This is a genomic window from Arcicella aquatica (assembly GCF_034928825.1).
GTDB lineage: Bacteria > Bacteroidota > Bacteroidia > Cytophagales > Spirosomataceae > Arcicella > Arcicella aquatica.
Window position 1 is genome coordinate 91,622 of sequence record NZ_JAYFUL010000018.1, and the last position, 23,495, is coordinate 115,116.

The window sequence follows — 23,495 nt, forward strand, 5'->3', positions numbered from 1 at the left end:
CAGGATTAAACCTTAACAATATGACTACTTCACCCATCGCAACCTTACTTATGCGGATTGAAGAATACAAGCAAAAGTATTATCTCAATCGACTTATCAAAGGCAGTATTTTTTCAGCGGCAGTTATCTTGTCCGCTTTTTTGGTTTTTAACGTCCTTGAATATTTCGGTCATTTCGGTACTACTTTCCGCACAATTTTATTCTTTTCTTTCCTCTTAGCTTTCTTGATTTCGTGTATTTTTTGGGTGATTAAACCCTTGGTATTTTTATACGGAAAACAGAAACCGCTTTCGAATGAACAAGCTGCCGACCAAATTGGAAAGTATTTCCCAGAAGTAGGCGACAAGCTAATCAATACCCTTCAGCTTACCCGAAATATTGATAAAGAGCAAAATGAATTGTTGATTGCTTCTATCAAACAGAAGTCTCAGCAATTGGGTATTGTCAAATTTACGGATGCTATCAAGATAAACGATAATAAAAAATACGTAAAGTTTGCGGCCTTACCTGCTATTCTAATAGTAGGTATCTTGATGCTATATCCTTCATTTTTCTCAAAAAGTACTGAAAGGATCGTCAACTTCAAAAACGAATATCAAGAAGAAGCACCTTTCAATTTCCTACTTGAAAACAGCAATCTACAGGCTTTTAAAAATGAAGATTTTACCCTGAATCTTAGCTTACAAGGTAATACTATTCCTGACGCTGTGTATGTAGTTTACAACGACAGAAAGCTTAAAATGGAAACGACAGATAAGCGTCATTATACCTACACCTTTTCTAAAATTCAAAATGGGTTCGATTTTCAGTTTGAAGCCGCTGGTTTCAAATCTGGTCAATATGAAGTAGAAATGGTCAACAAACCAAGTTTGGCTTTTTTTGATGTAAATGTAAACTATCCTGCTTATTTGAATAAACCTGATGAATCTTTTAAAAATGTTGGCAACCTAACTGTTCCAGAAGGTACGGCTATCGAATGGGATTTTAACGTTACCAATACCGATTCTATTTCGATGGTTTTTGAAGGTGATAAAAATACTTACCTTGCTGATAAAAAGTTATTAGGTGGCGGTTTTGACTTTAATAAACGAGTAAAAGCTTCGGGCACTTACAAAGTGTTTCTGAAAAATAAATATGCTTCAAATGCTGAAGGCATCAGCTTTTATTTAAATGTTATTCCTGATAAATATCCGCAATTAAGTTTAGAGCAATACAAGGATTCTACGCTTTATAATTTAATCGTATTAGGCGGAAACATTGCAGATGATTATGGGATTAGTCGCTTGGCTATTTTTTATAAAGTACTCAGGAATGGGCAGAACAACCAACAAAATTATGCTAGTTTGGGTTTGCCAGTAAATCCTAATCAAGCGATTCAAAGTTTTTATAAGCAATGGAATCTAGATAGTTTAAAGCTGAACCCTTCGGATAGAGTAGAATATTATGTGCAAGTTTGGGATAATGATGGAGTAAATGGTGCTAAGTCTACTCGTTCACAAGTCATGAATTATGCTATTCCCGACAAGCAAGCTATCGATAATCAAATAGAAAACTCTGTTGATAAAACGCAAGCCCAATTAGAAAAGACTTTCGAGAAAGCACAGAAATTACGTAAAGAAATTGCTGCTTTGGAAAATCGTTTAAAAAACAAAAAGGAGTTAGATTATCAAGACAAGAAATTGGCGGAAGAATTGATTAAGAAGAAAGCAGAGTTGATGAACGAAATTAAAAATCTGCAAGATGCTAATAAAGATTTGAATGAAAAGCAACAAAGATTCAATGAACAGAAGCCAGAAAATCAACAGAAAATGGAAGCACTCCAGAAAATGATGAATGATTTGATGGACCCTGAAACTCAGAAGTTATATGAAGAATTGAAAAAAATGCTTGAACAAAACCCTGATGATAATAAAATGCTTGAACAAATGGATAAGCTCAAAAACAAAGAGCGTAACATGGAAAAAGAATTGGAACGTATGCAGGAGTTATTTAAGAAATTACAATTAGAACAAAAGTTGGATAAGAGTATTAAGGATTTAGAAGATCAAGCTAATCAACAAGAAAAACTTGCTGAGAAAAACGAAGCCTTAGATAAGAATAATAAAACTGATGCTGATAAACAAAAAGAAGCTGATGCCAATAAAAAAGAACAAGAAAAACTGAGCAAGGCTTTTGAAGAGGTAAAGAAAGATTTAAAGGAAGCTGAAAAGATTAATAAAGAGATGAAAAATGCTGAACCTATGGACATGGGCAAAGAACAGCAAGAAGACATTTCACAAGATCAAAAAGAAGCGGAAGAGAAATCTGAAAAAGGGGACAACAAGGGGGCATCTCAAAAACAAAAGCAAGCGGCCAAACAAATGAAGAATTTGGCTCAGCAACTAGCCAAGGAAAAGCAAGAACAGGAGATGAAGCAAAACGAAGAGAATATGGATGACCTTCGTGATATTCTTGAAAATCTTGTGAAGATTTCTTTGAACCAAGAAAAGTTGATGAAAGACTTTAGAGGTATGAATCCTTCGGATCCTAGATTCATAAAACTTTCGCAAGAGCAAATAAAGATACAGGATGATGCAAAAGTGATTGAAGATAGTTTATATGCTTTATCAAAAAGGGTCTTACAAATTGAATCTTTCGTAAACCGTGAGATGAGTAATATGAAAGGTTTTATGGCTGAGGCTTCAAAACTTATCAAGGATAGAAAGTTACCCATGACTACATCGAAGCAACAATTTGCGATGACATCCATGAATAATCTTGCTTTATTGCTTTCTGATGTATTGAAACAAATGCAGCAAAATCAGCAAATGATGATGCAGAGTGCTGGTAAAGGGAAAACAAAAAGCAAAGGAAAAGGCAAAAGCCTAAGCGAAAGCCAAAAGGAATTGAACCAGCAAATGCAACAGACCATGCAAAAAGGTGAGAAAGGGCAAGGGGGCATTTCGGAGCAATTAGCTAAAATGGCCAGAGAACAAGCTCAAATCAGGAAGATGCTTCAAGAGTTTTTGGATAATAACAAAGGAACTGATAAAGGCAAGGGCTTGGGAAATGAAATAAAAGAGATGATGAAGAAAATGGAAGAAAGCGAAACAGACTTGGTAAATAAACGCTTGAATCCGAATTTGATGAAACGTCAACAAGAATTATTGACTCGTTTGCTTGAATCAGAGAAAGCGATGCAAGAGCAAGAAGAGGAGCAAAAACGAAAAGCAGAGTCTGCTCGACAAGATTTAGCAAGAAAGGTTCCTCCACAGTTTCAACAATACGTTAAAGATAAACAAAAGCAAACAGAGTTGTTGCGTACTGTACCACCCAACTTGAATCAGTATTATAAACAACAAGTTGATAATTACTTCAAACAAATTAATTAATGTAAACGGGTCTTGGATTTTATCCAAGACCCGTTTCTTTTTCTTCTACTATATCCTACCTTTCTCTTGATTCCTTCTTTCTCTCTAAGTAGCTGATATTCACAAGCTGAATTTTATATTGTATCTTTGTGAACGAATTATTTCAAACTTAATAATGTTATTACACAATGATTGTTTTTTTTAACGAGGATATTGATTTTAAATTTAGCCAGAAAAACCAGTTAAAAGCATGGTTAAAAAAAGTGGCTGAATTAGAGGGCTTTAAGGTAGGAGACCTCAACTATATATTTTGTTCAGATGAGTATCTTCATAAAATCAATGTTGAGTATTTGGACCACGATACCTATACAGACATTATTACCTTTGATAATTCGGAAGAAGAAGAAATGATTGAGGGTGATATTTTTGTAAGTATTGAAAGGGTAAAAGAGAATTCTCAAGAATTAAAAACCGAGTTTCTTGATGAATTTAAGCGTGTGCTAGTTCACGGACTTTTACATCTTTGTGGTTATGATGATCATTCCGATGAAGACGAAGCACAAATGAGAGAGATTGAAAGTAAATATATTTTAATTTTCAATAGTTGATATTTTATATTTTATTCAAACACTCCACGTGGAACACTTACAAAAAACACGTGTTTTTTACGACTCATTTAAAACCTTCAAATTTTCAATTATTTAGTTTTAAATAATCATTATTGTGGCTAAAGTATTTCTTTATAGATAAAAATATACAAAGCTCTAGTATTACTTGAAGAAGGTTCAGCTATAAAATTGAGCTGAAAGAACCCTAAAATTATATGGTCGAAATAATCATTATCAGATAATTAAAAATAGATTCAAGGTAATATAAAATTAATTATGGCTATAAAATCGCATAAAGTGAAGGAATAAGTAGGTGTTAAATATGTTTCACAAGCTAATGAATATTTGTGCTTGCTATTCGGTCTAGTAAGACTTAAGTAACCAAAACAAGCGCTTACTTTAATTATCATAAACAGCATACTATTTGCCATTATTAGAGAAAATAAAACAAGAAGATAAAAACAAGTGTAATAGTAGATTCAAATATCAATTAATAATATGTACAAAGAATATGATGTTATCGTAGTAGGAGCTGGTCATGCTGGTTGTGAAGCCGCTCACGCAGCAGCAACGATGGGCTCGAAGGTATTACTCGTTACGATGAATATGAATACCATAGCTCAAATGTCTTGTAATCCAGCCATGGGTGGTGTGGCTAAAGGACAAATTGTGCGTGAAGTAGATGCTTTAGGTGGAATGTCAGGAATTATTTCTGATAAAACAATGATTCAATTTAGGATGCTAAATCGTTCTAAAGGCCCTGCGATGTGGTCGCCTAGATGCCAATCGGATAGAATGAGGTTTGCGGAAGAATGGCGTTTGGCTTTGGAAAGAAACACTAATGTGGATTTTTGGCAGGAAATGGTTTCTGGTCTGTTAGTGGAAGATAATAAAGTAGTAGGTGTAAAAACTCAATTAGGCATTGAATTCAAAGCTAAATCTGTTGTATTAACCAATGGAACATTCTTGAATGGGTTGATTCATATTGGTGAAAAAAACTTTGGTGGTGGTAGAACAGCCGAAGGAAAAGCAACGGGTATTACCGAACAATTGGTACAATTAGGCTTTGAGGCAGGTAGAATGAAAACAGGTACGCCACCAAGAGTAGATGGTAGAAGCTTGGATTATACTAAAATGGAAGAACAAAAAGGAGATGAAAATCCAAGTAAGTTTTCTTATTTAGATACTCCTTCTTTAACTGAGCAAAGAAGCTGTTGGATTACTTACACTAATCAAGAGGTACATGATGTATTAAAAACAGGTTTTGAAAAGTCACCAATGTTTGCGGGTAGAATCAAGGGATTAGGACCAAGATACTGTCCTTCGGTGGAAGATAAAATCAATCGTTTTGCTGATAAAGACAGACATCAAATTTTTGTAGAACCAGAAGGCTGGCATACTGTAGAAGTTTATGTAAATGGTTTTTCAACTTCATTACCAGAAGATGTGCAGTATGCAGCGTTGAAAAAGATTCCTGGATTTGAAAACGTAAGAATGTTCCGTCCGGGCTATGCGATAGAATATGATTTCTTTCCGCCAACGCAATTAAAGCAAACATTAGAAACTAAGTTGATTCAGCATTTATTCTTTGCAGGACAGATTAATGGAACAACTGGATATGAAGAAGCAGCGTGTCAGGGATTGATGGCAGGGATAAATGCCCACCAAAAAGCCCAAGACTTACCAGAGTTTACTTTATCTCGTTCAGAGGCTTATATCGGTGTCTTAATTGACGATTTGATTAATAAGGGTACAGAAGAACCTTACAGAATGTTTACGTCAAGAGCAGAATATAGAACATTGCTTAGACAGGACAATGCTGATATTCGCTTAACAGAGAGGGGACATTCAATTGGGTTGGCTTCTGAAGAAAGATTGAATAACGTTAATAACAAGAAAGAGCAAACAGCGGTATTAATAAATGGATTGAAATCATTGAAAGTAAAACCTGAAGAGGTAAATCCTGTTTTAGAAACAATTGGTACGGCATTGTTAAGAGAGGGTACGCCAATCATTAATTTATTGAAACGTCCTGATATTGATGTTCAAAAGTTAAAAACATTATCTCCAGAAGTAGCAACTTATTTGGCTAATTTTAAAGATGAAATTTTGGAACAAGCTGAAATCAATGTGAAATATGAAAGCTATATTGAAAAAGAGCAAGTAATGGTTAATAAACTATTGAAATTTGAAAACCTTAAGATTCCAGCAACTTTTGATTATGCTAACTTAAAGGCTATTTCAAATGAAGGTCGACAAAAGCTTTCGAGGATAAGACCAGCCACTATTGGTCAAGCTTCAAGGATTAGCGGTGTATCGCCTTCTGATGTTTCTGTACTGATGCTTTATATGGACAGATAATATTGATGATAATAAATACAAAAGACTTGTAAGCAATGGTTATTGTAAACCAAAACCTTACAAGTCTTTTTTGTACCTTTGTGAAAATTAACAACCATGGAAAAAATAAGCACTTGCCCAATCTGTAAACAAAGTTCATTTAGTAAATATCTTACTGTTAAAGATTATACGGTAAGCCAAGAAACATTCGAAATCGTCAATTGTAATACTTGTGGTTTTAAATTCACCAATCCTCGCCCAGAGATAGATAAAATAGGCGCATATTATAAAGCTGAATCTTATATCTCGCATACTAATACTTCTAAAGGACTTATCGCTAAAATTTATCATTCTGTTAGAAAATATACGCTAAAAGGTAAATTAGAATTAGTTAATACATTGTATCCTTCAAAGGGTAAATTATTAGATGTGGGCTGTGGAACGGGTATGTTTTTGAATGTATGCAAAGAAAATGGTTGGAAAGTATTTGGCATTGAGCCAGACGATGATGCAAGGGCAATTGCAGAACAAATTAATCAATCTACTATCAAGACGGATGTGTTGAGTTCATTCCAAGATGAGCAATTTAACATCATTTCTCTATGGCATGTATTAGAACATGTGCATCAATTAAATGAAACGATTGATTGGTTATATGAAAGACTCGCTTTGGATGGTTCGCTAATTATAGCTGTTCCTAATCATGAATCAGAAGATGCCGCTATTTATGGCAATAAATGGGCAGCCTATGATGTTCCGAGACATTTGTATCATTTCTCTCAAAAGACAATAAAGCAACTTTTTGAACAACATAACTTCCGTTTGGAAGAAACCCTCCCTATGAAGTTTGATTCCTTCTATGTTTCAATGTTGAGTACTAAGTATCAAACAGGGAAAACTAACTATTTCAAAGCCTTTGTAGATGGTTTGAAATCTAATATAAAAGCAGAGAGTAATCAACAGAATTATTCAAGCTTAATTTACATATTTAAGAAGAATTAACATTTTTCAGACACTTTTCCACAACCCTCAGAGTTTAACAAACACTGAGGGTTTCTTTTTGTAAAATGGTCAACATTTCTATAAACCAATTTTTTTAAGCAATTTTGGGTTAAGTAATAGGAGTTTTCCAGAATTTAAGCCAATGGCATTTATTTTATCCACAAAGTTTTCAACATATTAACATGAAAGTGAAGAATTTAGTCTTGATAAGTTTTCTTAGTTTTATACTCATCGAAATCCTCTTTAGCTGTGCACAAATCGTAGCACCGACCGGTGGCAAAAAAGATACATTAGCTCCCGTTATCGTTAAAACATTTCCGAATAATCAAGCTACCAATTTTTCAGGAAAATTGATTCAATTAGAATTTAATGAATATGTAACGGTGGATAATATCCAACAGCAATTATTGATTACCCCTAATATTGAAGGAGCTTATCAAACCAAACCTTTGCCCAAAGGTGTAAGACTCACTTTCGATAAACCCTTCAAACCAAATACTACTTATAGTTTAAATTTCAGAAATGCCATAAAGGATATTACAGAAAGGAACATTGCTAAAAATATAAGATTGGTTTTCAGTACTGGAAAAATTATTGATTCATTGATTGTAAGCGGTAAAGTATTTAATCCACAAATCAATAAACCAATTTTGGATATGACTGTTGGTTTATATACCTATTCGGATACATTGAATCCTAAAAAAGAAAAACCTTATTACTTTACAAAAACAGATAGCTCGGGTATTTTCAAAATTGAAAATGTGGCTTCGGGGAAATACAGAATTTATGCCATTGCCGATGCCAATAATAATTTACTATATGAAGAAGCCAAAGAATTGATGGGTTTTGTAAAAGATACTATCGACTTAAAAAGTAATTTATCGAACCTAGAAATCAATATGGCTAAGATGGATAAAAGTCCAAACAAAGTAGCTAAAACCAGAAATACCGCTAACTACTATTATATAGAATATAGTAAAGGGATAAAAAATGTAAAAATTGACTTTTTAGGAAGAAAAGATACGTTGGCTTATCAACAAATTGACAGTAAAAACCTTAGAATATACAATACTATTAACAATTCTACCGATACTGTAAAAGTAAAAGTATCAGTTACGGATTCATTAGATAGGGTATTTACACATGACCAAAAAATCAAATTTAGGGTAAAAGGCAAAAAAGATGAAAGTGTGAAAGAAGAGTTCAGCACGAAAATAACGCCCACTAATAATGAGGATATAGATTTAAAAGATGTGGGTTATACCATCAATTTTTCAAAACCTATTATTCAATATGATATTAGTAAAATTGAAATCATGAATGATACCCTTATTAGGATACCTATTACAGAAAAAGACATTACATGGAGCCAAGGAAAAACGAAATTGCATATTCAGAAAAATGATAAAAAACCAAAGGAATTTGTAAGAGTGCGTATCCCCAAAGGGACATTCATTTCCCTCGAAAATGATACTACTTCAAACATTGAAAGTTTTCATCCAATCAGAGATCCTGAGAATTATGGTATCATCGAAGGGGAAGTTAAGAACCCCAACAAAAAGCATTTTATTATTCAATTATTGAATGAACGAAATGAGGTAGTTCAAAAAGTGGACAACGTATTGAAATACGAATTTGCCTTTCTTAAAGCGGGTATTTATTATGTAAGATTGATTGTGGATGAAAATCAGAATTCTCGTTGGGATGAAGGCGACTGGCAGACCAATACACTACCAGAAAGAATAATCTATAATCCGAACAAGATTAAATTGAAACAAAATTTCGTTCTATCTGGAAATGACTTTACAATTGACTAAATATCAAAAAATGGTCAACCTTCTGTGGATAAGTCCAGAAATAGGGCAAATAGCCTTTCAAAAAAGTGGAAAAGTAGGGGTTTTATACCCCTTATTTTTGTGGATAGAAATAGAGGCATTGTGGAAACAAAAAATGGACATTTAGAAACGTGGAAAACTATCGATTTAATCCATATTTTTATGACAAGTTAACAACATAAAAACTCATTGTGAATAATGTTGAGAAAAAGTTAAAAGTTATACACAAATATGTGGATTAAAATTAATGACATTGTAAATCAATTAGTTATATGTTGATAAGTACGTTTTTTATGTTGATAAAAAAAACGATATTAACAATTATCTGTGAAAATAATGTTTCACAATACTCATCCACATATCCACAGTATAATAGAAGTAATAGTTTTCTTTTTTATAAAAAATTAAATAAAAATTATTATGATTAAATATAAGATGTTGTTGAAAACTTTTTTGAAGGCTCTTTGCTTCGTCATTTTCGTAATGGGGTCTTTTAATGTTTTCAGTCAAGATGCTCAGTTGGGAATAGAATACCTGAAATCGGGTGAATATGAAAAGGCGAAAACCATTTTTCAAAAATTGGCTAAAAACAAAGACGCTGCAAAAGATATTTATAAACCATACTTGGAAACTTTGGTGAAGTTGAAAGAATGGGACGAAGCCGAAAAGTTTGTTAAGAAACAAATCAAAAATGGAGATGTTAATCAAGCTAAATATTTAGTTGATTTAGGACGACTTTATCAGTCAACTGATAAGAAAGACGAAGCTAAAAAAAACTATGATTTGGCGATTGATAAAGTAAAGGCGAGTGATGATGAAATGATAGATTTAGTGAATTACTTTGCCATGCAACATCAAACAGATTTAGCTATACAAACAATTGAGGTATCGAGGGCTTTTACAAAGACGGAAGATAAATATGCTGTACAGTTAGCAAATTTGTTCCGTATGGAAGGGAAAGTAACTCAAATGATAGAAGAGTACCTAAAGTTTGGTTTAGTGACTGATAATCAAGAAATGGTACAGTCAATCCTTCAGGATGAGTTGAAGGAAGATAAAGAAATAGAAGAATTAGAGAAAATACTCTACGCAAAAGTTCAACAATATCCACAGACGTCTTATTATACAGATATTTTGATTTGGCATTTGATTCAGAAAAAAGACTTTTATAAAGCTTTTGTTCAGGCTAGGGCGTTGGATAAACGCTATAAAAAAGAAGGTATTCAAGTGACAGACTTAGGCTTTATGGCGCATCAGAATAAAGACTATGTTAACTCAGGTAAAATCTTTGAATACTTAATCAAAGAATATCCTAGACATCAGAATTACCCATTGTGGAGAAGAATGTTGATTAATGCCAAGGAAGAAGTGATTAAAACCACTTACCCAATTAATCAATCGGATATTAGATTGCTCATTGGCGAATACACCAAGATGCTGGATGAACTGGGAACAAATCAAAGAACATTGGAAGCCCTAAGAAGCAAAGGGCTTTTGTATGCTTTTTACTTAAACGAAAAAGACACTGCCATTGCTGTTTTAGAAAAAGCCATCAAACTTGCCAACAATGATCAGTTTTTTGTGGATAAGTGTAAACTAGATTTAGGAGATATATACTTGTTGAAATCTGAACCTTGGGAAGCCACGTTATTATATTCACAAGTGGAAAAATCAGAGAAAGATAGTCCGATTGGGTATGATGCCAAATTAAGAAATGCAAAATTGGCGTATTTCAGAGGAGACTTTGAGTTAGCCAAAGAAGTATTGGATATTTTAAAACAAGCGACTACGCGCGAGATTGCCAATGATGCGATGGAGCTGAGTTTACTGATTCAAGAAAACACTGGTTTTGATAGTACAGAAGCTGCCTTAAAAGATTATTCTTCTGTTGAACTCTTACTTTTTCAACATCGTAATGAGGAGGCTATCGCCAAATTAGGAGAAATGGAAAAAGTATATCGTGGAAATCCTATTATGGATGATTTGGTTTTTCTAAGAGCGAATATCTATTTGAAGCAAGGGAATGTGGATAAAGGGGTAAAAGATTTGGAATTCGTCATCCAAAATTTCCCACACGATATTAAAGGCGATGATGCATTGTATCTATTAGCGAAAACATATCAGGATGTATTGAACCAATCCACAAAGGCGATGAAATTATACCAAGAATTGTTGATAAAGTATCCTGGCAGTATTTATGGGGCAGATGCTAGAAAAAGATTTAGAAATTTGAGGGGAGATACAATAAATTAATTACCTAAACGTATTACTATCAGGCCTGTAAGCTTATCCACTTACAGGCTTTTTTTGTGGATAAACCGCTAAATGTCATTGTATGGTTTGAAACTCTACTTGATTGCTTTAAATAAAATTTGCTAAGACCATTTTAATCAAAGTGGCCTGCTTTTTATTTTTTGTGTCTATCCTCTAATTATTCACAATCAAGTAAAATAGCCATGAAAAAACTCTTCTCTTTACTCTTCATTATTAGTCTTGCTTTTTGCAATGAGCTGTTGGCTCAACAACCAAAAATCGTTTTTGCCTGCAATTATTTTGGTAAGCAGGTATTACCTCAAGATATTTGTCCACAAACGATGGGATACATTTCTGAAAGTCATGCCGCAGAAGTAATCGGAAAATTTGCCAAAAAAATGGGACAAATTCATAGCAAGTTTAAAGTAATGCAATGTTCAAATACGGATAATTGTTTTGCGACTATCATTGAAGGACAACCCTATATTATTTATGACCGCGACTTTTTGGGCAGAGTAGAACGGACAGCTCAAACCGACTGGGCAGCGATTTCTATCTTAGCGCATGAGATTGGGCATCATGCCAATTTCCATACCATAGACGGAGAAGGAAGTCGTCCTGAAAAAGAATTAGAGGCTGATTATTTTTCAGGTTTTTGGTTACACCAAATGGGTGCTACTTTAGAACAGTCACAACAAGCTATTCAGCATTTTCAAGAAGAGTTTGTAACCACTACACATCCGCCAAAGTCGCAAAGATTAGAGGCTATCAAAAAAGGATGGCTAGAAGCTGATAGCGATAAGTTGGTGGAGGTATCGAGAGCATCAAAAAATGACCAAACAAATGTTCATTCGAATGTTGATAGAAAAATTGAAAATATAGAAGTTGTTGAAAATAAGTTACTTAGTGTCAATGAAGCTTCCTTCAAGAAAACAGGTTGTGTGACTGGGAATTGCAAAGATGGAGAAGGGCTATTTGTCCACAAAACACAGGGGAGTTATCAAGGAATGTGGAAAAGTGGTAAAAGAGATGGTTATGGAATACAGTATTATCCAAACGGAAATAAAATGTATGAGGGAGAATATCGAGCGGGCAAACGTGAAGGGAACGGTATTTATTATTTCCAAAACGGAGAGCGATTTGAAGGCAAGTTTTTAAATGATGGTACAACAGACGACGGATATTATATCTTGAAAGATAATGAAGTAAGTGAAATAGAATTAACTTATTTATATTCAGATGGTAGAAAAGAAATTATCCAAATTGTTAATGAATAGAAAGGAATGTGGATAAAAGTAAATTTTAGCAAAAAATAGTGATTAATAATCTACTGTTAAATTCTTTGTTTGAAATACTTAAAAAATACAAAATAATTATGCTTGCATACTATTTTCATTTATTTAAACTTGTTATCTTTGTTTAACGCTATTGTAAAATATAGGGTTTAATTTGTATTTTATTTTGAAAAGGCATCGAATAAACTAAGATAGTCATGAAGAGCAATCCTAACATTACCAGAGTATTTGATTTACTACCTAATTGTGTACAAGCAGTAAATAAAGAAGACACCTTCGCTAGTAAAGTAAAAGGTGAGTGGAAAAAATATAGTGCTACAGAAGTAATAGAAATCGTTAATAAAGTAAGCGTTGGCTTAATCAAATTAGGGGTTAAAAAAGACGATAAAATTGCGCTGATTTCTAATAACAGACCAGAATGGAATTTTATTGAGTTAGGAGTTCAGCAAGTAGGTGCTGTATTGGTGCCAATGTATCCAACCATCACGATTGAAGATTATCGTTATATTTTTACGGATGCAGAAGTGAAATTGATTTTTGTTTCTGACAAGGCCTTGCTAGCAAAAGTACTTGAAGCTACCAGTGTTTTGGAAGGCATAGAAGGTATCTATTCTTTTGATCCTTTTAAAGGAACAAAACATTGGACAGAATTATTATACTTAGCTAAAGGTGAGGATTTTGCTCAAATAGAACCTTATAAAGCAGCTGTTCATCCAGACGATTTGTTGACACTGATTTATACTTCGGGAACTACAGGGAAACCGAAAGGAGTAATGCTGACGCACGATAATATCGTTTCTAACATTGATGGATTGGTGATTGGAAAGCATTTAGAATTATCATCTGATGACAAAGCCCTTAGCTTCCTTCCGCTTTGCCACATCTACGAGCGTACCGATGTATATGTGTATATGTATTATGGCGTTTCGGTATATTATGCCGAAAGTATGGATACCATTGCCGATAATCTAAAAGATGTTAAGCCGCAAGTATTCGCAACGGTTCCGAGATTGCTAGAAAAAGTATATGATAAGATTGTAGCGAAAGGCTACGAATTATCGGGTATTAAAAAACAGCTTTTCTTTTGGGCATTGAACCTAGGATTGAAATACGACCCAATGAAGGATATGGGTTTTTGGTATAATACACAGTTGAAAATTGCGAGAAAATTAATATTTAGTAAGTGGAAAGAGGCCTTAGGAGGCAATATCAAAATCATTGCTTCTGGTTCGGCTGCTTTGCAACCTCGTTTATCAAGGGTATTTTGGGCTGCCGAAATACCGATTGCTGAAGGCTATGGATTGACTGAAACTTCGCCTGTAGTTTCATCAAGTATCTTATCTGATTTTAGAGTGGGTTGTGTAGGTACAGTATTACCAAATGTGGAGTTGAAAATTGCTGAAGACGGAGAAATTTGTGTAAAAGGGCCATCTATCATGAAAGGCTACTATAAAAGACCAGATGCTACTGCCGAAGCGATAGATGCGGATGGCTGGTTTCATACAGGAGATATAGGTGAACTTTTTGAAGGACGTTATTTGAAAATTACAGATAGAAAAAAGGAAATCTTCAAAACATCTGGTGGTAAGTATGTAGCACCACAGGTAATAGAAAATAAATTGAAAGAATCTGTATTGATTGAACAAGCAATCGTTGTAGGAGAGGGACAAAAATTCCCGTCAGCTTTGGTTGTACCTGAATTCAATGCCTTAAAAGAGTGGTGTACTAGAAACGGTGTAGACTGTAAAGATGCTACTCAGATGATTAAGAATGATAAGGTAAAAGAGAAAATAGATGAAGTAGTAAAAGACTTGATGAAGAATGTTGCTCAATATGAACAAGTAAAAAAGGTAGAATTATTACCTAAATTATTTACGATTGAATCGGGCGAATTAACACCGACATTAAAGCTAAAAAGAAAAATCATTCATAATAATTATAAAGAGTTGATTGAAGGAATATATAATTAAGCCCTTTATAATTTTCCAAATTGTGGAATCAAACATGAGTAATCCCGAATTTTAAAATCATAAAAAAGCGGTCTAAATTTGTTTTTCGACCGCTTTTTTATGATTGATGGGTAACGAATTCCTACTGTTTGAGCGAAGCGAGTTTAGGAATTCTTGATTTTTTTGTTACTTTTTGCATCAAGGCAAAAAGTAAGGACGAGAATAAATCCAAAAAACATTAAAATCTTTTAAAACTTGCTTTTCCAAGAGAAAATTCGGGATGACTCATGTTTGATTGATGATTTGAGTAAATGATTATAGTTCCTTAGGAACATTATATCAGTAGAAATATATTGTAACCCTACTGTCAGCCCCATCGGGGCGAAATATTTCGCCCCGATGGGGCTGACGGTAAATTGTTATTCAGCGACTACCGATATTTCGCCTCTACGAGGCTGTTAATTTTTTACTATAAAGAAAGCAAGTAATTTTTAAAGCTTGCAAAATCTTTCGTCATCGGTATTGCTACTTTTTCTTTAGATAACAATGCCGATAATCTTTTAGGAATTTCTACAGAAGTACCCAAAGTATCTTCTACTACATCTAAAAATTTAGCATAATGAGCAGTAGAAAGCAACACACCTGCTACTTCATCAGAAAGCGTATTTGTATAAGATTTCAGCCCTAAATAAGCCACGGCAGTATGTGGACACATGACATAATTGGTTCTTTCAAAAACATCTTTCATAGCAATTTTGGTTTGCTCATCATTGCTAGAATCTCCTGCGATATGTTTTACTACTTCTTCATAAGCATCACCTGCTAATAAACGCATCCTGATAAAATTGGATGGATTCCCCACATCCATTGCATTTGAAATAGTTTCTTTAGATGGCTTTGGTTCATAATTGCCAGTAGCTAAATAGCTCGGAACAATGTTGTTTACATTGGTTGCTGCTACAAACATTTTTACAGGCAAGCCCATTTTCTGAGCAATTAATCCTGCTGATAAGTTGCCAAAATTTCCACTTGGTACACAGAAAACAACAGGTTTGGTATTGCCTGCTTTCTTCAATTGGGCATAAGCATTGAAATAATAAAACGATTGAGGAATCAATCGGCTAATGTTGATAGAATTGGCAGAAGCCAAATTGATGGTTGAAGACAGTTCTTTGTCTAAGAATGCAGCTTTCACCATAGCCTGACAATCATCAAAAGTTCCATCTACTTCTAGAGCCGTTACGTTCTCGCCGAGGGTGGTTAATTGCTTTTCTTGAATATCCGATACTTTGCCAGTTGGATACAAAATAGTTACTTTAATACCAGGCGTTTTATAAAATCCCTGTGCCACCGCTCCACCAGTATCGCCAGATGTTGCTACAAGAATATGAATATCTTTGTGCGACTTTTGTAAAAAGTAGGACATCAATGATGCCATGAACCTTGCCCCAAAATCTTTGAATGCCATAGATGGTCCATGAAACAACTCTAATACATAAGTATCTTTTTCAAGAGTGACCAAAGGTGCATCAAAATCGATAGCTCTTTCAACAATCATTTTAATATCATCCTCAGGGATATCGTCGCCCAATAATGTTTTAGTTACTTCAAAGGCAATTTCTGAAATTGATAGTGTTTCTATTTTATCAAAAAAAGAAGAGGGTAAAGTCGGAATAACATGCGGCATATATAAGCCATTGTCTGGAGGGAGTCCTCTAAATACTGCTTCTTCCAAAGAAACATCATCACTTTGATGATTTGTGCTGTAAAGTATCATAATTATTTGGAACAGATAAAACCTTCAATTTCAAAACCTTCGTGGCAAGAAATCTTGTAAATTAGTATCATCAAAAGCTTAAAAAATGTTGATTCCTTTTTTTTGACAATGACTATAAAAAATGGCTTACAGCTTACAGCCTAAAGCTTATAGCGGTAAAACAATACAAAATTAGTTCAAAAGCCTGAATTACAGAATAAACATTTTAATTTCTGTTGTTTAACATCATATTCATTTTAATACCTAACACCCATGTATAAAAAACTACAAGCTTATCTACGTGATTTTTTCGCTTTTAATCAAACAGAAATAAAAGGCTTTGTTTTGCTTATTTTTTTAATCTTTTTGCTCATTATTTTTACTTTCATTTTTGATTATCTTCCTGAAAAACAAGTTGTTAATGATTCAGTGAATCCGAAGAAGATTGAAGCGTTAATGGCAAAGATTGAAATCAAAGAACGTTCTGAGCATCCGAGAGATTATGAAAATAATTTTTCCGATAAATACGCTAAAGAAAATGCCTTTAAAGAGGAGGCTAGGACCATTACATTATTCAAATTTGACCCTAACTTAGCTAATTCAGACGACTTACAAAAGCTAGGAATAGCTCCTTGGCTAGCCGAACGAATAGTCAATTATCGAAATAAAGGAGGAAAATTTAAAGCTAAAGAGGATTTAAAGAAAATATATAGTTTCCCGATATCCCTCTATGAAAAGCTAGAGCCTTATATCGTTTTAACAAATTCGCCAGTACTTCAACCAAATGTCAGTAGTACAAAAGTTGATGTGGTAACAGAAAAGAATTTGCCAACAACAAATGTTACTAAGGAAAATTTCAAGCCTGTGAGTTTTGATTTAAACAGAGCTGATACCAATGACTTAAAGAAATTAAAAGGTATTGCATCTAAGCGAGCTATTAGAATAATTCAAGAACGAGAGAAACTTGGAGGCTTTTATTCAGTAGAACAAGTACGCAATATTTGGGGATTAGATTCTATTTCAGTTGACGAACTATTGAAATATGGGACAGTTAAAAACCCTCAAATCAGGAAAATTAAGATTAACGAAGTGACCTTAGACGAATTCAAACATCCTTATTTACGTCCTTATGTTGCCAAAGCCATCATTGCATATCGCCAACAGCACGGAAATTTTTCGAGCCGAAAAGATTTAGAGAATATAAAGCTTTTGGATGAACAAACAATCAACAAGCTTTTACCATATCTGGCATTCTAAAACAGTAAAAAATGAGTTATCCCGAAGTTCAAAATCATAAAAAAAGCGGTCGAAAAACTAATTTAGACCGCTTTTTTATGATTGATGGGCAACGAATTCCTACTGTTTGAGCGGAGCGAGTTTAGGAATTCTTGATTTTCTTTTGTTACTTTTCTTTCATCAAGGAAAGAAAAGTAAGGACTAGACGATAATTAAGTAGAAAACCTCATAAATTGTCTCCAAAACGAATAATTTTAGGAAAAATTCGGGATGACTCATGTTAGAATTAAGTTACAAAAATTACGAGATGGAATCTCGTTTTACGGAATAATATGATACCACTTTCAGACTTACTCGTTTTTATCGTTGCCGCTTTTGGCTTGGTCATCACGCCAGGTCCCAACATGATATACCTAATATCACGTTCTATCTCACAAGGCAAACAAGCAGGAATGATTTCACTAGCAGGAGTCATTGTAGGTTTTCTATTCCATGTCATCATGGTCTCTTTCGGACTTACGGCTATTTTGATGGCTGTACCTTTTGCTTATTCCTTGCTGAAATGGCTAGGCGTTGGCTACTTATTGTATTTAGCTTGGAACGCCATCAAGCCAGGAAGTAAATCATTTTTTGAAACAACGACTTTGAAAGACGATAGTAATTTCAAACTTTTTCAGATGGGATTTCTTACCAATGTGCTCAATCCTAAAATTGCTGTTTTCTATATGTCGTTCTTTCCACAGTTTATTAAACCCGAATATGGCAATGTATTATTACAGAACTTTCAATTAGGACTTACCCAAATGACGGTCAGTTTTACGGTCAATTTAATGATAGTATTGTTTGCATCCAGAATAGCCATCTGGTTTGGTAGCCGACCTACTTGGATTAAAATTCAAAAATGGTTTATGGCGGGTATTTTAAGTAGTCTAGCCCTGAAATTAGCCTTTGATAAAGCCAAATGAATATTTATTCTAGTTATTGTTCAATGAGTTATGAAAACAAGGTAAATTTTACAATAAACAAATCTCTATGAAACAGATTATATTATTATCAATCGTATTATTTTTAAATTGTTCTGGTGCCGAGGATTGCCCACAAAATATAAATATTTTACCTATGTATGGAGGAGTAAAAAAATGCAAAGAGCAAATAGAAATCGATAAAGACTTCCTTAATGAATGTGACAGATTTTTTAAAAACAGAAATAAAGCTATATCGCATCATTTATATAGAGCGTGGGAGTATTATTATAAAAATGACTTTGATACTTCAATGAAAAGATTTAATCAGGCTTGGTTATTGGATAGTACCAATGCTGATGTTTATTGGGGTTTTGGAAATATACTTGGACGACAATTGAAGTTTGATGAGTCATTAATATACTTTAATAAATCCTTAAAATTAAATGCTAAAAATTCTAAGGTATGGCTTTCAAGAGGAACAAGTTATGCCCAAATGTTTATTAAAAACAATGATATTAAATTGTTGAATAAAGCAATTGATAATTTTAGAATATCTGTTGAATTAGATAATAAAAACGTAGAGGCGTATTCTCAATTAGCAATAGCTTATTCATATTATATGGAAAAAGATAGTGCTTTAGTTTTTTTGAAGATTACAGATAAATTAGACCCTAATGCAATTAATTCAGAAGCGAGAAAGTTTATTCTCGAAAAATGAAGTTTTAAAGTATCAATGAATATTTGACCTTTCTCCATTCCAAATACTCCACCCTCATACAATGCCCACAGGGACGAAAACCCAAAGCAACAGCTTCTTGAATATCTTTAAAGAAGACTCTGTTTTGGGTTTTCATTCTTTTGCCAGATTTACAATTGAGCTTTCCATAAATCTTTAATGACTTATTACCACCTATTGTAATTTGCTTGTCTTTTATAAAAGACAGCAGTAAACGGTTTGTTCCATTTTCGTCTAGTATTTCTTGATGTCTTATCATTTAGCATCATGAAAAATAATCCCGACTGTATAACGATTCCCACTATGAAGTTTACTAACACCATGTTTCATGGGCGAACGATAATATCCCCTTGTTCCTTTAGCAGCCCGAAAGTTTGTAGTGAAAATTACCATATCTCCACGGTTCGGTTGTAATACAATTGCCTGAGATTGTAACCTGGGTTTTTGTTCAATCAATACAAATTCACCACCAGTATAATCCTCTTGAGGTTGAGATAAAAACAACACTGCCTGAAAAGGAAAATACAACTCTCCATACAAATCTTGGTGGAGGGTATTAAAGTCGCCTGTTTCATATTTCAAAATCAGAGGCGTAGGTCTATATTGATTTTGTTGCTGACAAGCCTCTATAAAATCTTGGTGCTTTTCGGGATAAGTAAGATTAATCCCCAATTTTAGATTCCACTCATTTGCTACTGACGACAAAGGAGTATAAAGTTCATTCCTTAAATAAACAATGCTGTCAGGTAATGGATAGGCAAAATACTTGTATTCCCCTTTCCCAAAATTATAACGCTTCATGACAATAGTACTTCTGTATAAATCAGCTTGAGAATAAGAAGCTATCAATTGGTCAGAAACATCCCGAGGAATCACTGCCCGAATAACAGCATATCCCTGTTCATCTAAATCTTGTTTAATACTTTGCCAGTTAAGTGAGTTGATATTATTTGAAAGAGACATATGTTTAATTGTGAGTTAGTGAGTTGTGAATAATTCGACAATTTGATTTATAATATGGTAGCGTATAAATAACTCCGCATTCCAAACTCAAAACTCCGCACTTTTAGCTGCTTCCCATCCAACAAGCGCTTTCTTCCGAATACTTCCCCAATGATATTCGCCCAGCTTTCCTTCTTTTCTAATTACTCTATGACAAGGTATTAAGTAGGCGATAGGATTATTTCCTACTGCCGTGCCGACTGCTCTAACAGCCTTGTTATGTCCGATACTATCTGCTATTTGTTGATAAGTCGTTAATGAACCTTGTGGAATTGTCAATAAAGCTTCCCAGACTTTTAATTGAAAATTGGTACCTTGTACTAATAGATGTAGTTTGTCTAGTGAGCTAAGATGTGGTGTAAAAATGCGTTGCACATATTGTTCGGTAACAGAAGGGTTCTCTTCAATAGTCGCAAAATGCCATTTCTGTTTAAAGGTCTCTAAATCTTCATTTTTAGAAACCTCATTGGTAAAAGCCATTCCACAAATACCTCTTTCGGTCACAGCCATAAAGCATTCTCCGAAGGGTGTTTCATGATAAGCATAATCAATGTGTAAACCTTTTCCACCACTTTTGAATTCTTGAGGAGTAACAGCTTCAATACCCGTAAACAAATCATACACTCTGCTTTGGCTCGACAGCCCTGCTATCTCTGCTGCTTCTACTAAAGTAGCAGTATCCTTTATTTTAGCTTTTAAGTAATCAGCCGTTAAAAACTGTAAAAACTTCTTTGGACTCACACCTGCCCATTCAGTAAAAATTCTTTGAAAATGAAAAGGAGAGAGGTTTACTTTTTCGGCCACTTCTTCTAAGGAAGGTTGTGCAGTAATATTGTCGGTTATGAACTCAATCGCTTTAGCAATACGTTCATAATGGTATGTATCTGTTGTCATGTTCTTATAAATTAACAATACAAATGTCGATTGATAAAAGAACATCCTCAACCCGAAAGTTGCTTTTTTTTGAGGGGACTTTAAGACTTTAGGATTAGGAGACTTTATGACATAAAGATTTTGTGAATTGAATAATAAAAATTTAGGATTTAGAAAAGAGTACAACAAAATCACTTTTCATAATTTACAATACTTCAAGTCATTAAACTCCCCAGTCATAGTATTTGTAAAATCTTTAGTCTTTCAATCCTCCAGTCTTAAAGTCCACCAAGTCCAAAAATCCACCAGTCTTAAAGTCCTTCAGTCCAAAAAAATCCGTAATTTTACATCAAACCAAAAACTTCATCAAATGTCAACAGGATTTTTTAGCGTACCAACGCCCAAAAATGAGCCAATCAACTCATATGCACCTAATACAAAGGAGCGTGAAGCACTTATTGCCAAACTTACTGAAATGCGTGGTAAAGTAATAGACGTACCCATGTATATAGGTTCTGAAGAAATAAGAACAGGCAATAAACAGGCTTTGACTTCCCCACACGACCATCAGCATATTTTAGGATATTATCACGAAGGTGATGCTAGCCATGTAAATCAAGCCATAGACTCAGCACTATCAGCCAGAGAAGCATGGGCAAGTTTACCTTGGGAAAATAGAATGGCTGTCTTCTTAAAAGCAGCAGACCTTTCGGCTACCAAATATCGTAATGAGTTAAATGCATCAACGATGCTAGGGCAATCAAAGAATGCGTATCAGGCAGAAATTGATGCAGCTTGCGAATGGATAGACTTCCTACGTTTCAACGTACATTTCGCTACACAGATATATGCAGAACAACCTATCTCTTCTGAAAACGTTTGGAACAAATTAGAATACCGTCCCTTAGAAGGATTTGTATTTGCCGTAACGCCATTCAACTTTACAGCTATTGCAGGTAACCTTCCAGCATCGGCAGCCTTAATGGGAAATGTTGTAGTATGGAAACCATCGCCACAGCAAATCTATTCTGCTAATGTACTAATGAAGGTATTGAAAGAAGCAGGATTGCCAGATGGCGTGATAAACCTTATCTATACAGATGGACCACTAACAGGTGATATCGTATTCAAACATCCACAATTTGCGGGAGTACATTTTACAGGAAGTACTAAAGTATTTCAACATATTTGGAAAACAATCGGAGAAAATATCCATAAGTATAAGTCGTACCCAAGAATCGTAGGAGAGACAGGAGGGAAAGATTTTGTAGTAGCACACAAATCAGCCGATGCCAAAGCTCTTGCAGTAGGCTTGGTGCGTGGAGCATTTGAATACCAAGGACAGAAATGTTCTGCGGCTTCGCGTGCTTATATTCCTAATACCCTTTGGGAGCAAACGTGGGAATATATTCAAACAGACTTAGCAGAAATAAAAGTAGGAGGTGTAGACGACTTTTCAAATTTCGTGAATGCCGTGATTGATGAAAAGGCTTTTGACAAAATCGCAGGATATATAGATAATGCAAAAGCTTCGGACAAAGCCAAAATAATAGCGGGAGGGAATTATGATAAATCGAAAGGGTATTTTATTGAACCAACGATTATCTTGACAGAAGACCCTCATTATACTACGATGTCAGAAGAAATATTCGGACCAGTACTTACTATCTATATATATGATGCAGAAAAGTATGAAGCAACTTTAGATATCGTAAATACAACTTCTGATTATGCGCTTACAGGAGCAGTGTTTGCTCAAGATCGTTATGCTTTAGAGATTGCCAACAAAAAGTTAGTAAACGCAGCAGGTAATTTCTATATCAATGATAAGCCGACGGGAGCAGTAGTTGGGCAACAACCATTCGGTGGGGCTAGAGCATCAGGTACTAATGATAAAGCTGGTTCGATGTTAAATCTATTGAGATGGGTTTCTCCAAGAACGATTAAAGAAACATTTGTATCGCCAACAGACTATAAGTACCCTTTCTTGGGATAAATTGGATATAAATCTTGCTAAAATCACTAAAAGCGGTCAGTCATTTTAAAAATGATTGACCGCTTTTTATGTATAATTTAAAGTAGATTAAAGTTTGAGCATTTTTTCTCAAAAAAAATTCATTTTTTTTGTTGATAATAACTTATTGGTTTTCAGTGTAATTATGGTGGTAGTTATGGATTATTTTGTAAAAACTTCAAAAAAAGTTTTGATTAAGGTATTGTTATTAAAAAAAAAGCTTGCATCTTTGCACTCCCAAACGACGCCAACGGGCAGAGAGAGGGAAGTAATTAGGAAGA

At 34.2% G+C, this 23,495-nt stretch carries 18 protein-coding genes; 14 read left to right on the forward strand and 4 right to left on the reverse strand.

The window, feature by feature from the left end; translation table 11 throughout:
- Positions 1 to 20 precede the first annotated feature (20 nt).
- The 9 genes from VB264_RS12510 to VB264_RS12550 all read left to right on the forward strand — a co-directional run bounded on the left by VB264_RS12510 (position 21) and on the right by VB264_RS12550 (position 14,653).
- Positions 21 to 3,371 (forward strand): DUF4175 family protein, encoded by a 3,351-nt coding sequence (locus tag VB264_RS12510; RefSeq protein ID WP_323249830.1) that lies wholly within the window; start codon positions 21 to 23, stop codon positions 3,369 to 3,371.
- Between the two features lie 167 nt (positions 3,372 to 3,538).
- Positions 3,539 to 3,958 carry an rRNA maturation RNase YbeY gene (gene ybeY, locus VB264_RS12515; protein WP_323249831.1) on the forward strand — a complete coding sequence of 140 codons (420 nt, stop codon included), beginning with the start codon at positions 3,539 to 3,541 and terminating at the stop codon, positions 3,956 to 3,958.
- 498 nt (positions 3,959 to 4,456) lie between these two features.
- On the forward strand, positions 4,457 to 6,319 hold the full coding sequence (gene mnmG, locus VB264_RS12520) for a tRNA uridine-5-carboxymethylaminomethyl(34) synthesis enzyme MnmG (protein ID WP_323249833.1): 1,863 nt from the start codon (positions 4,457 to 4,459) through the stop codon (positions 6,317 to 6,319).
- A gap of 96 nt (positions 6,320 to 6,415) precedes the next feature.
- A complete protein-coding gene (locus VB264_RS12525) occupies positions 6,416 to 7,300 on the forward strand; it encodes a class I SAM-dependent methyltransferase (protein WP_323249835.1) in 885 nt (294 codons plus the stop codon).
- Positions 7,301 to 7,482: 182 nt separating this feature from the next.
- Positions 7,483 to 9,117 (forward strand): Ig-like domain-containing domain, encoded by a 1,635-nt coding sequence (locus tag VB264_RS12530; protein WP_323249837.1) that lies wholly within the window; start codon positions 7,483 to 7,485, stop codon positions 9,115 to 9,117.
- Positions 9,118 to 9,127: 10 nt separating this feature from the next.
- A complete protein-coding gene (locus tag VB264_RS12535; protein WP_323249839.1) occupies positions 9,128 to 9,262 on the forward strand; it encodes a hypothetical protein in 135 nt (44 codons plus the stop codon).
- A 293-nt stretch (positions 9,263 to 9,555) separates the two neighbouring features.
- On the forward strand, positions 9,556 to 11,388 hold the full coding sequence (locus VB264_RS12540; RefSeq protein WP_323249841.1) for a tetratricopeptide repeat protein: 1,833 nt from the start codon (positions 9,556 to 9,558) through the stop codon (positions 11,386 to 11,388).
- 203 nt (positions 11,389 to 11,591) lie between these two features.
- Positions 11,592 to 12,665 (forward strand): hypothetical protein, encoded by a 1,074-nt coding sequence (locus VB264_RS12545; protein WP_323249843.1) that lies wholly within the window; start codon positions 11,592 to 11,594, stop codon positions 12,663 to 12,665.
- 215 nt (positions 12,666 to 12,880) lie between these two features.
- Entirely contained in the window at positions 12,881 to 14,653 is a 1,773-nt protein-coding gene (locus VB264_RS12550) for an AMP-dependent synthetase/ligase (protein ID WP_323249845.1), read from the forward strand.
- A gap of 448 nt (positions 14,654 to 15,101) precedes the next feature.
- On the opposite strand, the gene thrC is transcribed toward VB264_RS12550, so the two are convergent.
- Positions 15,102 to 16,409 (reverse strand): threonine synthase, encoded by a 1,308-nt coding sequence (gene thrC, locus VB264_RS12555; RefSeq protein ID WP_323249847.1) that lies wholly within the window; start codon positions 16,407 to 16,409, stop codon positions 15,102 to 15,104.
- Between the two features lie 252 nt (positions 16,410 to 16,661).
- Here thrC and VB264_RS12560 point away from each other — a divergent pair, with 252 nt between their 5' ends.
- The 3 genes from VB264_RS12560 (at position 16,662) to VB264_RS12570 (ending at position 19,307) form a co-directional block, all read left to right on the forward strand.
- Positions 16,662 to 17,645, forward strand: coding sequence for a ComEA family DNA-binding protein (locus VB264_RS12560; protein WP_323249849.1), 984 nt, complete (start codon positions 16,662 to 16,664; stop codon positions 17,643 to 17,645).
- 311 nt (positions 17,646 to 17,956) lie between these two features.
- Positions 17,957 to 18,589 (forward strand): LysE family translocator, encoded by a 633-nt coding sequence (locus VB264_RS12565; protein WP_323249851.1) that lies wholly within the window; start codon positions 17,957 to 17,959, stop codon positions 18,587 to 18,589.
- A 67-nt stretch (positions 18,590 to 18,656) separates the two neighbouring features.
- Positions 18,657 to 19,307: a tetratricopeptide repeat protein gene (locus VB264_RS12570; RefSeq protein ID WP_323249853.1), complete on the forward strand. Its 651-nt coding sequence runs from the start codon at positions 18,657 to 18,659 to the stop codon at positions 19,305 to 19,307.
- Positions 19,308 to 19,311: 4 nt separating this feature from the next.
- Here the strand turns inward: VB264_RS12570 and VB264_RS12575 are convergent, their stop codons facing one another.
- From VB264_RS12575 to VB264_RS12585, 3 genes are all read right to left on the reverse strand, one after another.
- Positions 19,312 to 19,584 carry an Ada metal-binding domain-containing protein gene (locus VB264_RS12575; RefSeq protein ID WP_323249855.1) on the reverse strand — a complete coding sequence of 91 codons (273 nt, stop codon included), beginning with the start codon at positions 19,582 to 19,584 and terminating at the stop codon, positions 19,312 to 19,314.
- Positions 19,581 to 20,288 carry a 2OG-Fe(II) oxygenase gene (locus tag VB264_RS12580; RefSeq protein WP_323249857.1) on the reverse strand — a complete coding sequence of 236 codons (708 nt, stop codon included), beginning with the start codon at positions 20,286 to 20,288 and terminating at the stop codon, positions 19,581 to 19,583. Before VB264_RS12580 ends, VB264_RS12575 begins: the two co-directional genes overlap by 4 nt.
- An 87-nt stretch (positions 20,289 to 20,375) precedes the next feature.
- A complete protein-coding gene (locus VB264_RS12585) occupies positions 20,376 to 21,221 on the reverse strand; it encodes a bifunctional helix-turn-helix domain-containing protein/methylated-DNA--[protein]-cysteine S-methyltransferase (RefSeq protein WP_323249859.1) in 846 nt (281 codons plus the stop codon).
- A 349-nt stretch (positions 21,222 to 21,570) separates the two neighbouring features.
- Here VB264_RS12585 and pruA point away from each other — a divergent pair, with 349 nt between their 5' ends.
- Positions 21,571 to 23,196: an L-glutamate gamma-semialdehyde dehydrogenase gene (gene pruA / locus VB264_RS12590; RefSeq protein WP_323249861.1), complete on the forward strand. Its 1,626-nt coding sequence runs from the start codon at positions 21,571 to 21,573 to the stop codon at positions 23,194 to 23,196.
- A 94-nt stretch (positions 23,197 to 23,290) separates the two neighbouring features.
- Positions 23,291 to 23,495: hypothetical protein (locus VB264_RS12595; RefSeq protein ID WP_323249863.1), on the forward strand; the 205-nt coding region annotated here is incomplete at its 3' end.

Bases quoted from the DNA above. Each gene is read 5' to 3' on its own strand.
- VB264_RS12510 (WP_323249830.1), top strand. From the start codon at position 21: ATGACTACTTCACCCATCGCAACCTTACTTATGCGGATTGAAGAATAC.
- ybeY (WP_323249831.1), top strand. From the start codon at position 3,539: ATGATTGTTTTTTTTAACGAGGATATTGATTTTAAATTTAGCCAGAAA.
- mnmG (WP_323249833.1), top strand. From the start codon at position 4,457: ATGTACAAAGAATATGATGTTATCGTAGTAGGAGCTGGTCATGCTGGT.
- VB264_RS12525 (WP_323249835.1), top strand. From the start codon at position 6,416: ATGGAAAAAATAAGCACTTGCCCAATCTGTAAACAAAGTTCATTTAGT.
- VB264_RS12530 (WP_323249837.1), top strand. From the start codon at position 7,483: ATGAAAGTGAAGAATTTAGTCTTGATAAGTTTTCTTAGTTTTATACTC.
- VB264_RS12535 (WP_323249839.1), top strand. From the start codon at position 9,128: ATGGTCAACCTTCTGTGGATAAGTCCAGAAATAGGGCAAATAGCCTTT.
- VB264_RS12540 (WP_323249841.1), top strand. From the start codon at position 9,556: ATGATTAAATATAAGATGTTGTTGAAAACTTTTTTGAAGGCTCTTTGC.
- VB264_RS12545 (WP_323249843.1), top strand. From the start codon at position 11,592: ATGAAAAAACTCTTCTCTTTACTCTTCATTATTAGTCTTGCTTTTTGC.
- VB264_RS12550 (WP_323249845.1), top strand. From the start codon at position 12,881: ATGAAGAGCAATCCTAACATTACCAGAGTATTTGATTTACTACCTAAT.
- thrC (WP_323249847.1), bottom strand. From the start codon at position 16,409: ATGATACTTTACAGCACAAATCATCAAAGTGATGATGTTTCTTTGGAA.
- VB264_RS12560 (WP_323249849.1), top strand. From the start codon at position 16,662: ATGTATAAAAAACTACAAGCTTATCTACGTGATTTTTTCGCTTTTAAT.
- VB264_RS12565 (WP_323249851.1), top strand. From the start codon at position 17,957: ATGATACCACTTTCAGACTTACTCGTTTTTATCGTTGCCGCTTTTGGC.
- VB264_RS12570 (WP_323249853.1), top strand. From the start codon at position 18,657: ATGAAACAGATTATATTATTATCAATCGTATTATTTTTAAATTGTTCT.
- VB264_RS12575 (WP_323249855.1), bottom strand. From the start codon at position 19,584: ATGATAAGACATCAAGAAATACTAGACGAAAATGGAACAAACCGTTTA.
- VB264_RS12580 (WP_323249857.1), bottom strand. From the start codon at position 20,288: ATGTCTCTTTCAAATAATATCAACTCACTTAACTGGCAAAGTATTAAA.
- VB264_RS12585 (WP_323249859.1), bottom strand. From the start codon at position 21,221: ATGACAACAGATACATACCATTATGAACGTATTGCTAAAGCGATTGAG.
- pruA (WP_323249861.1), top strand. From the start codon at position 21,571: ATGTCAACAGGATTTTTTAGCGTACCAACGCCCAAAAATGAGCCAATC.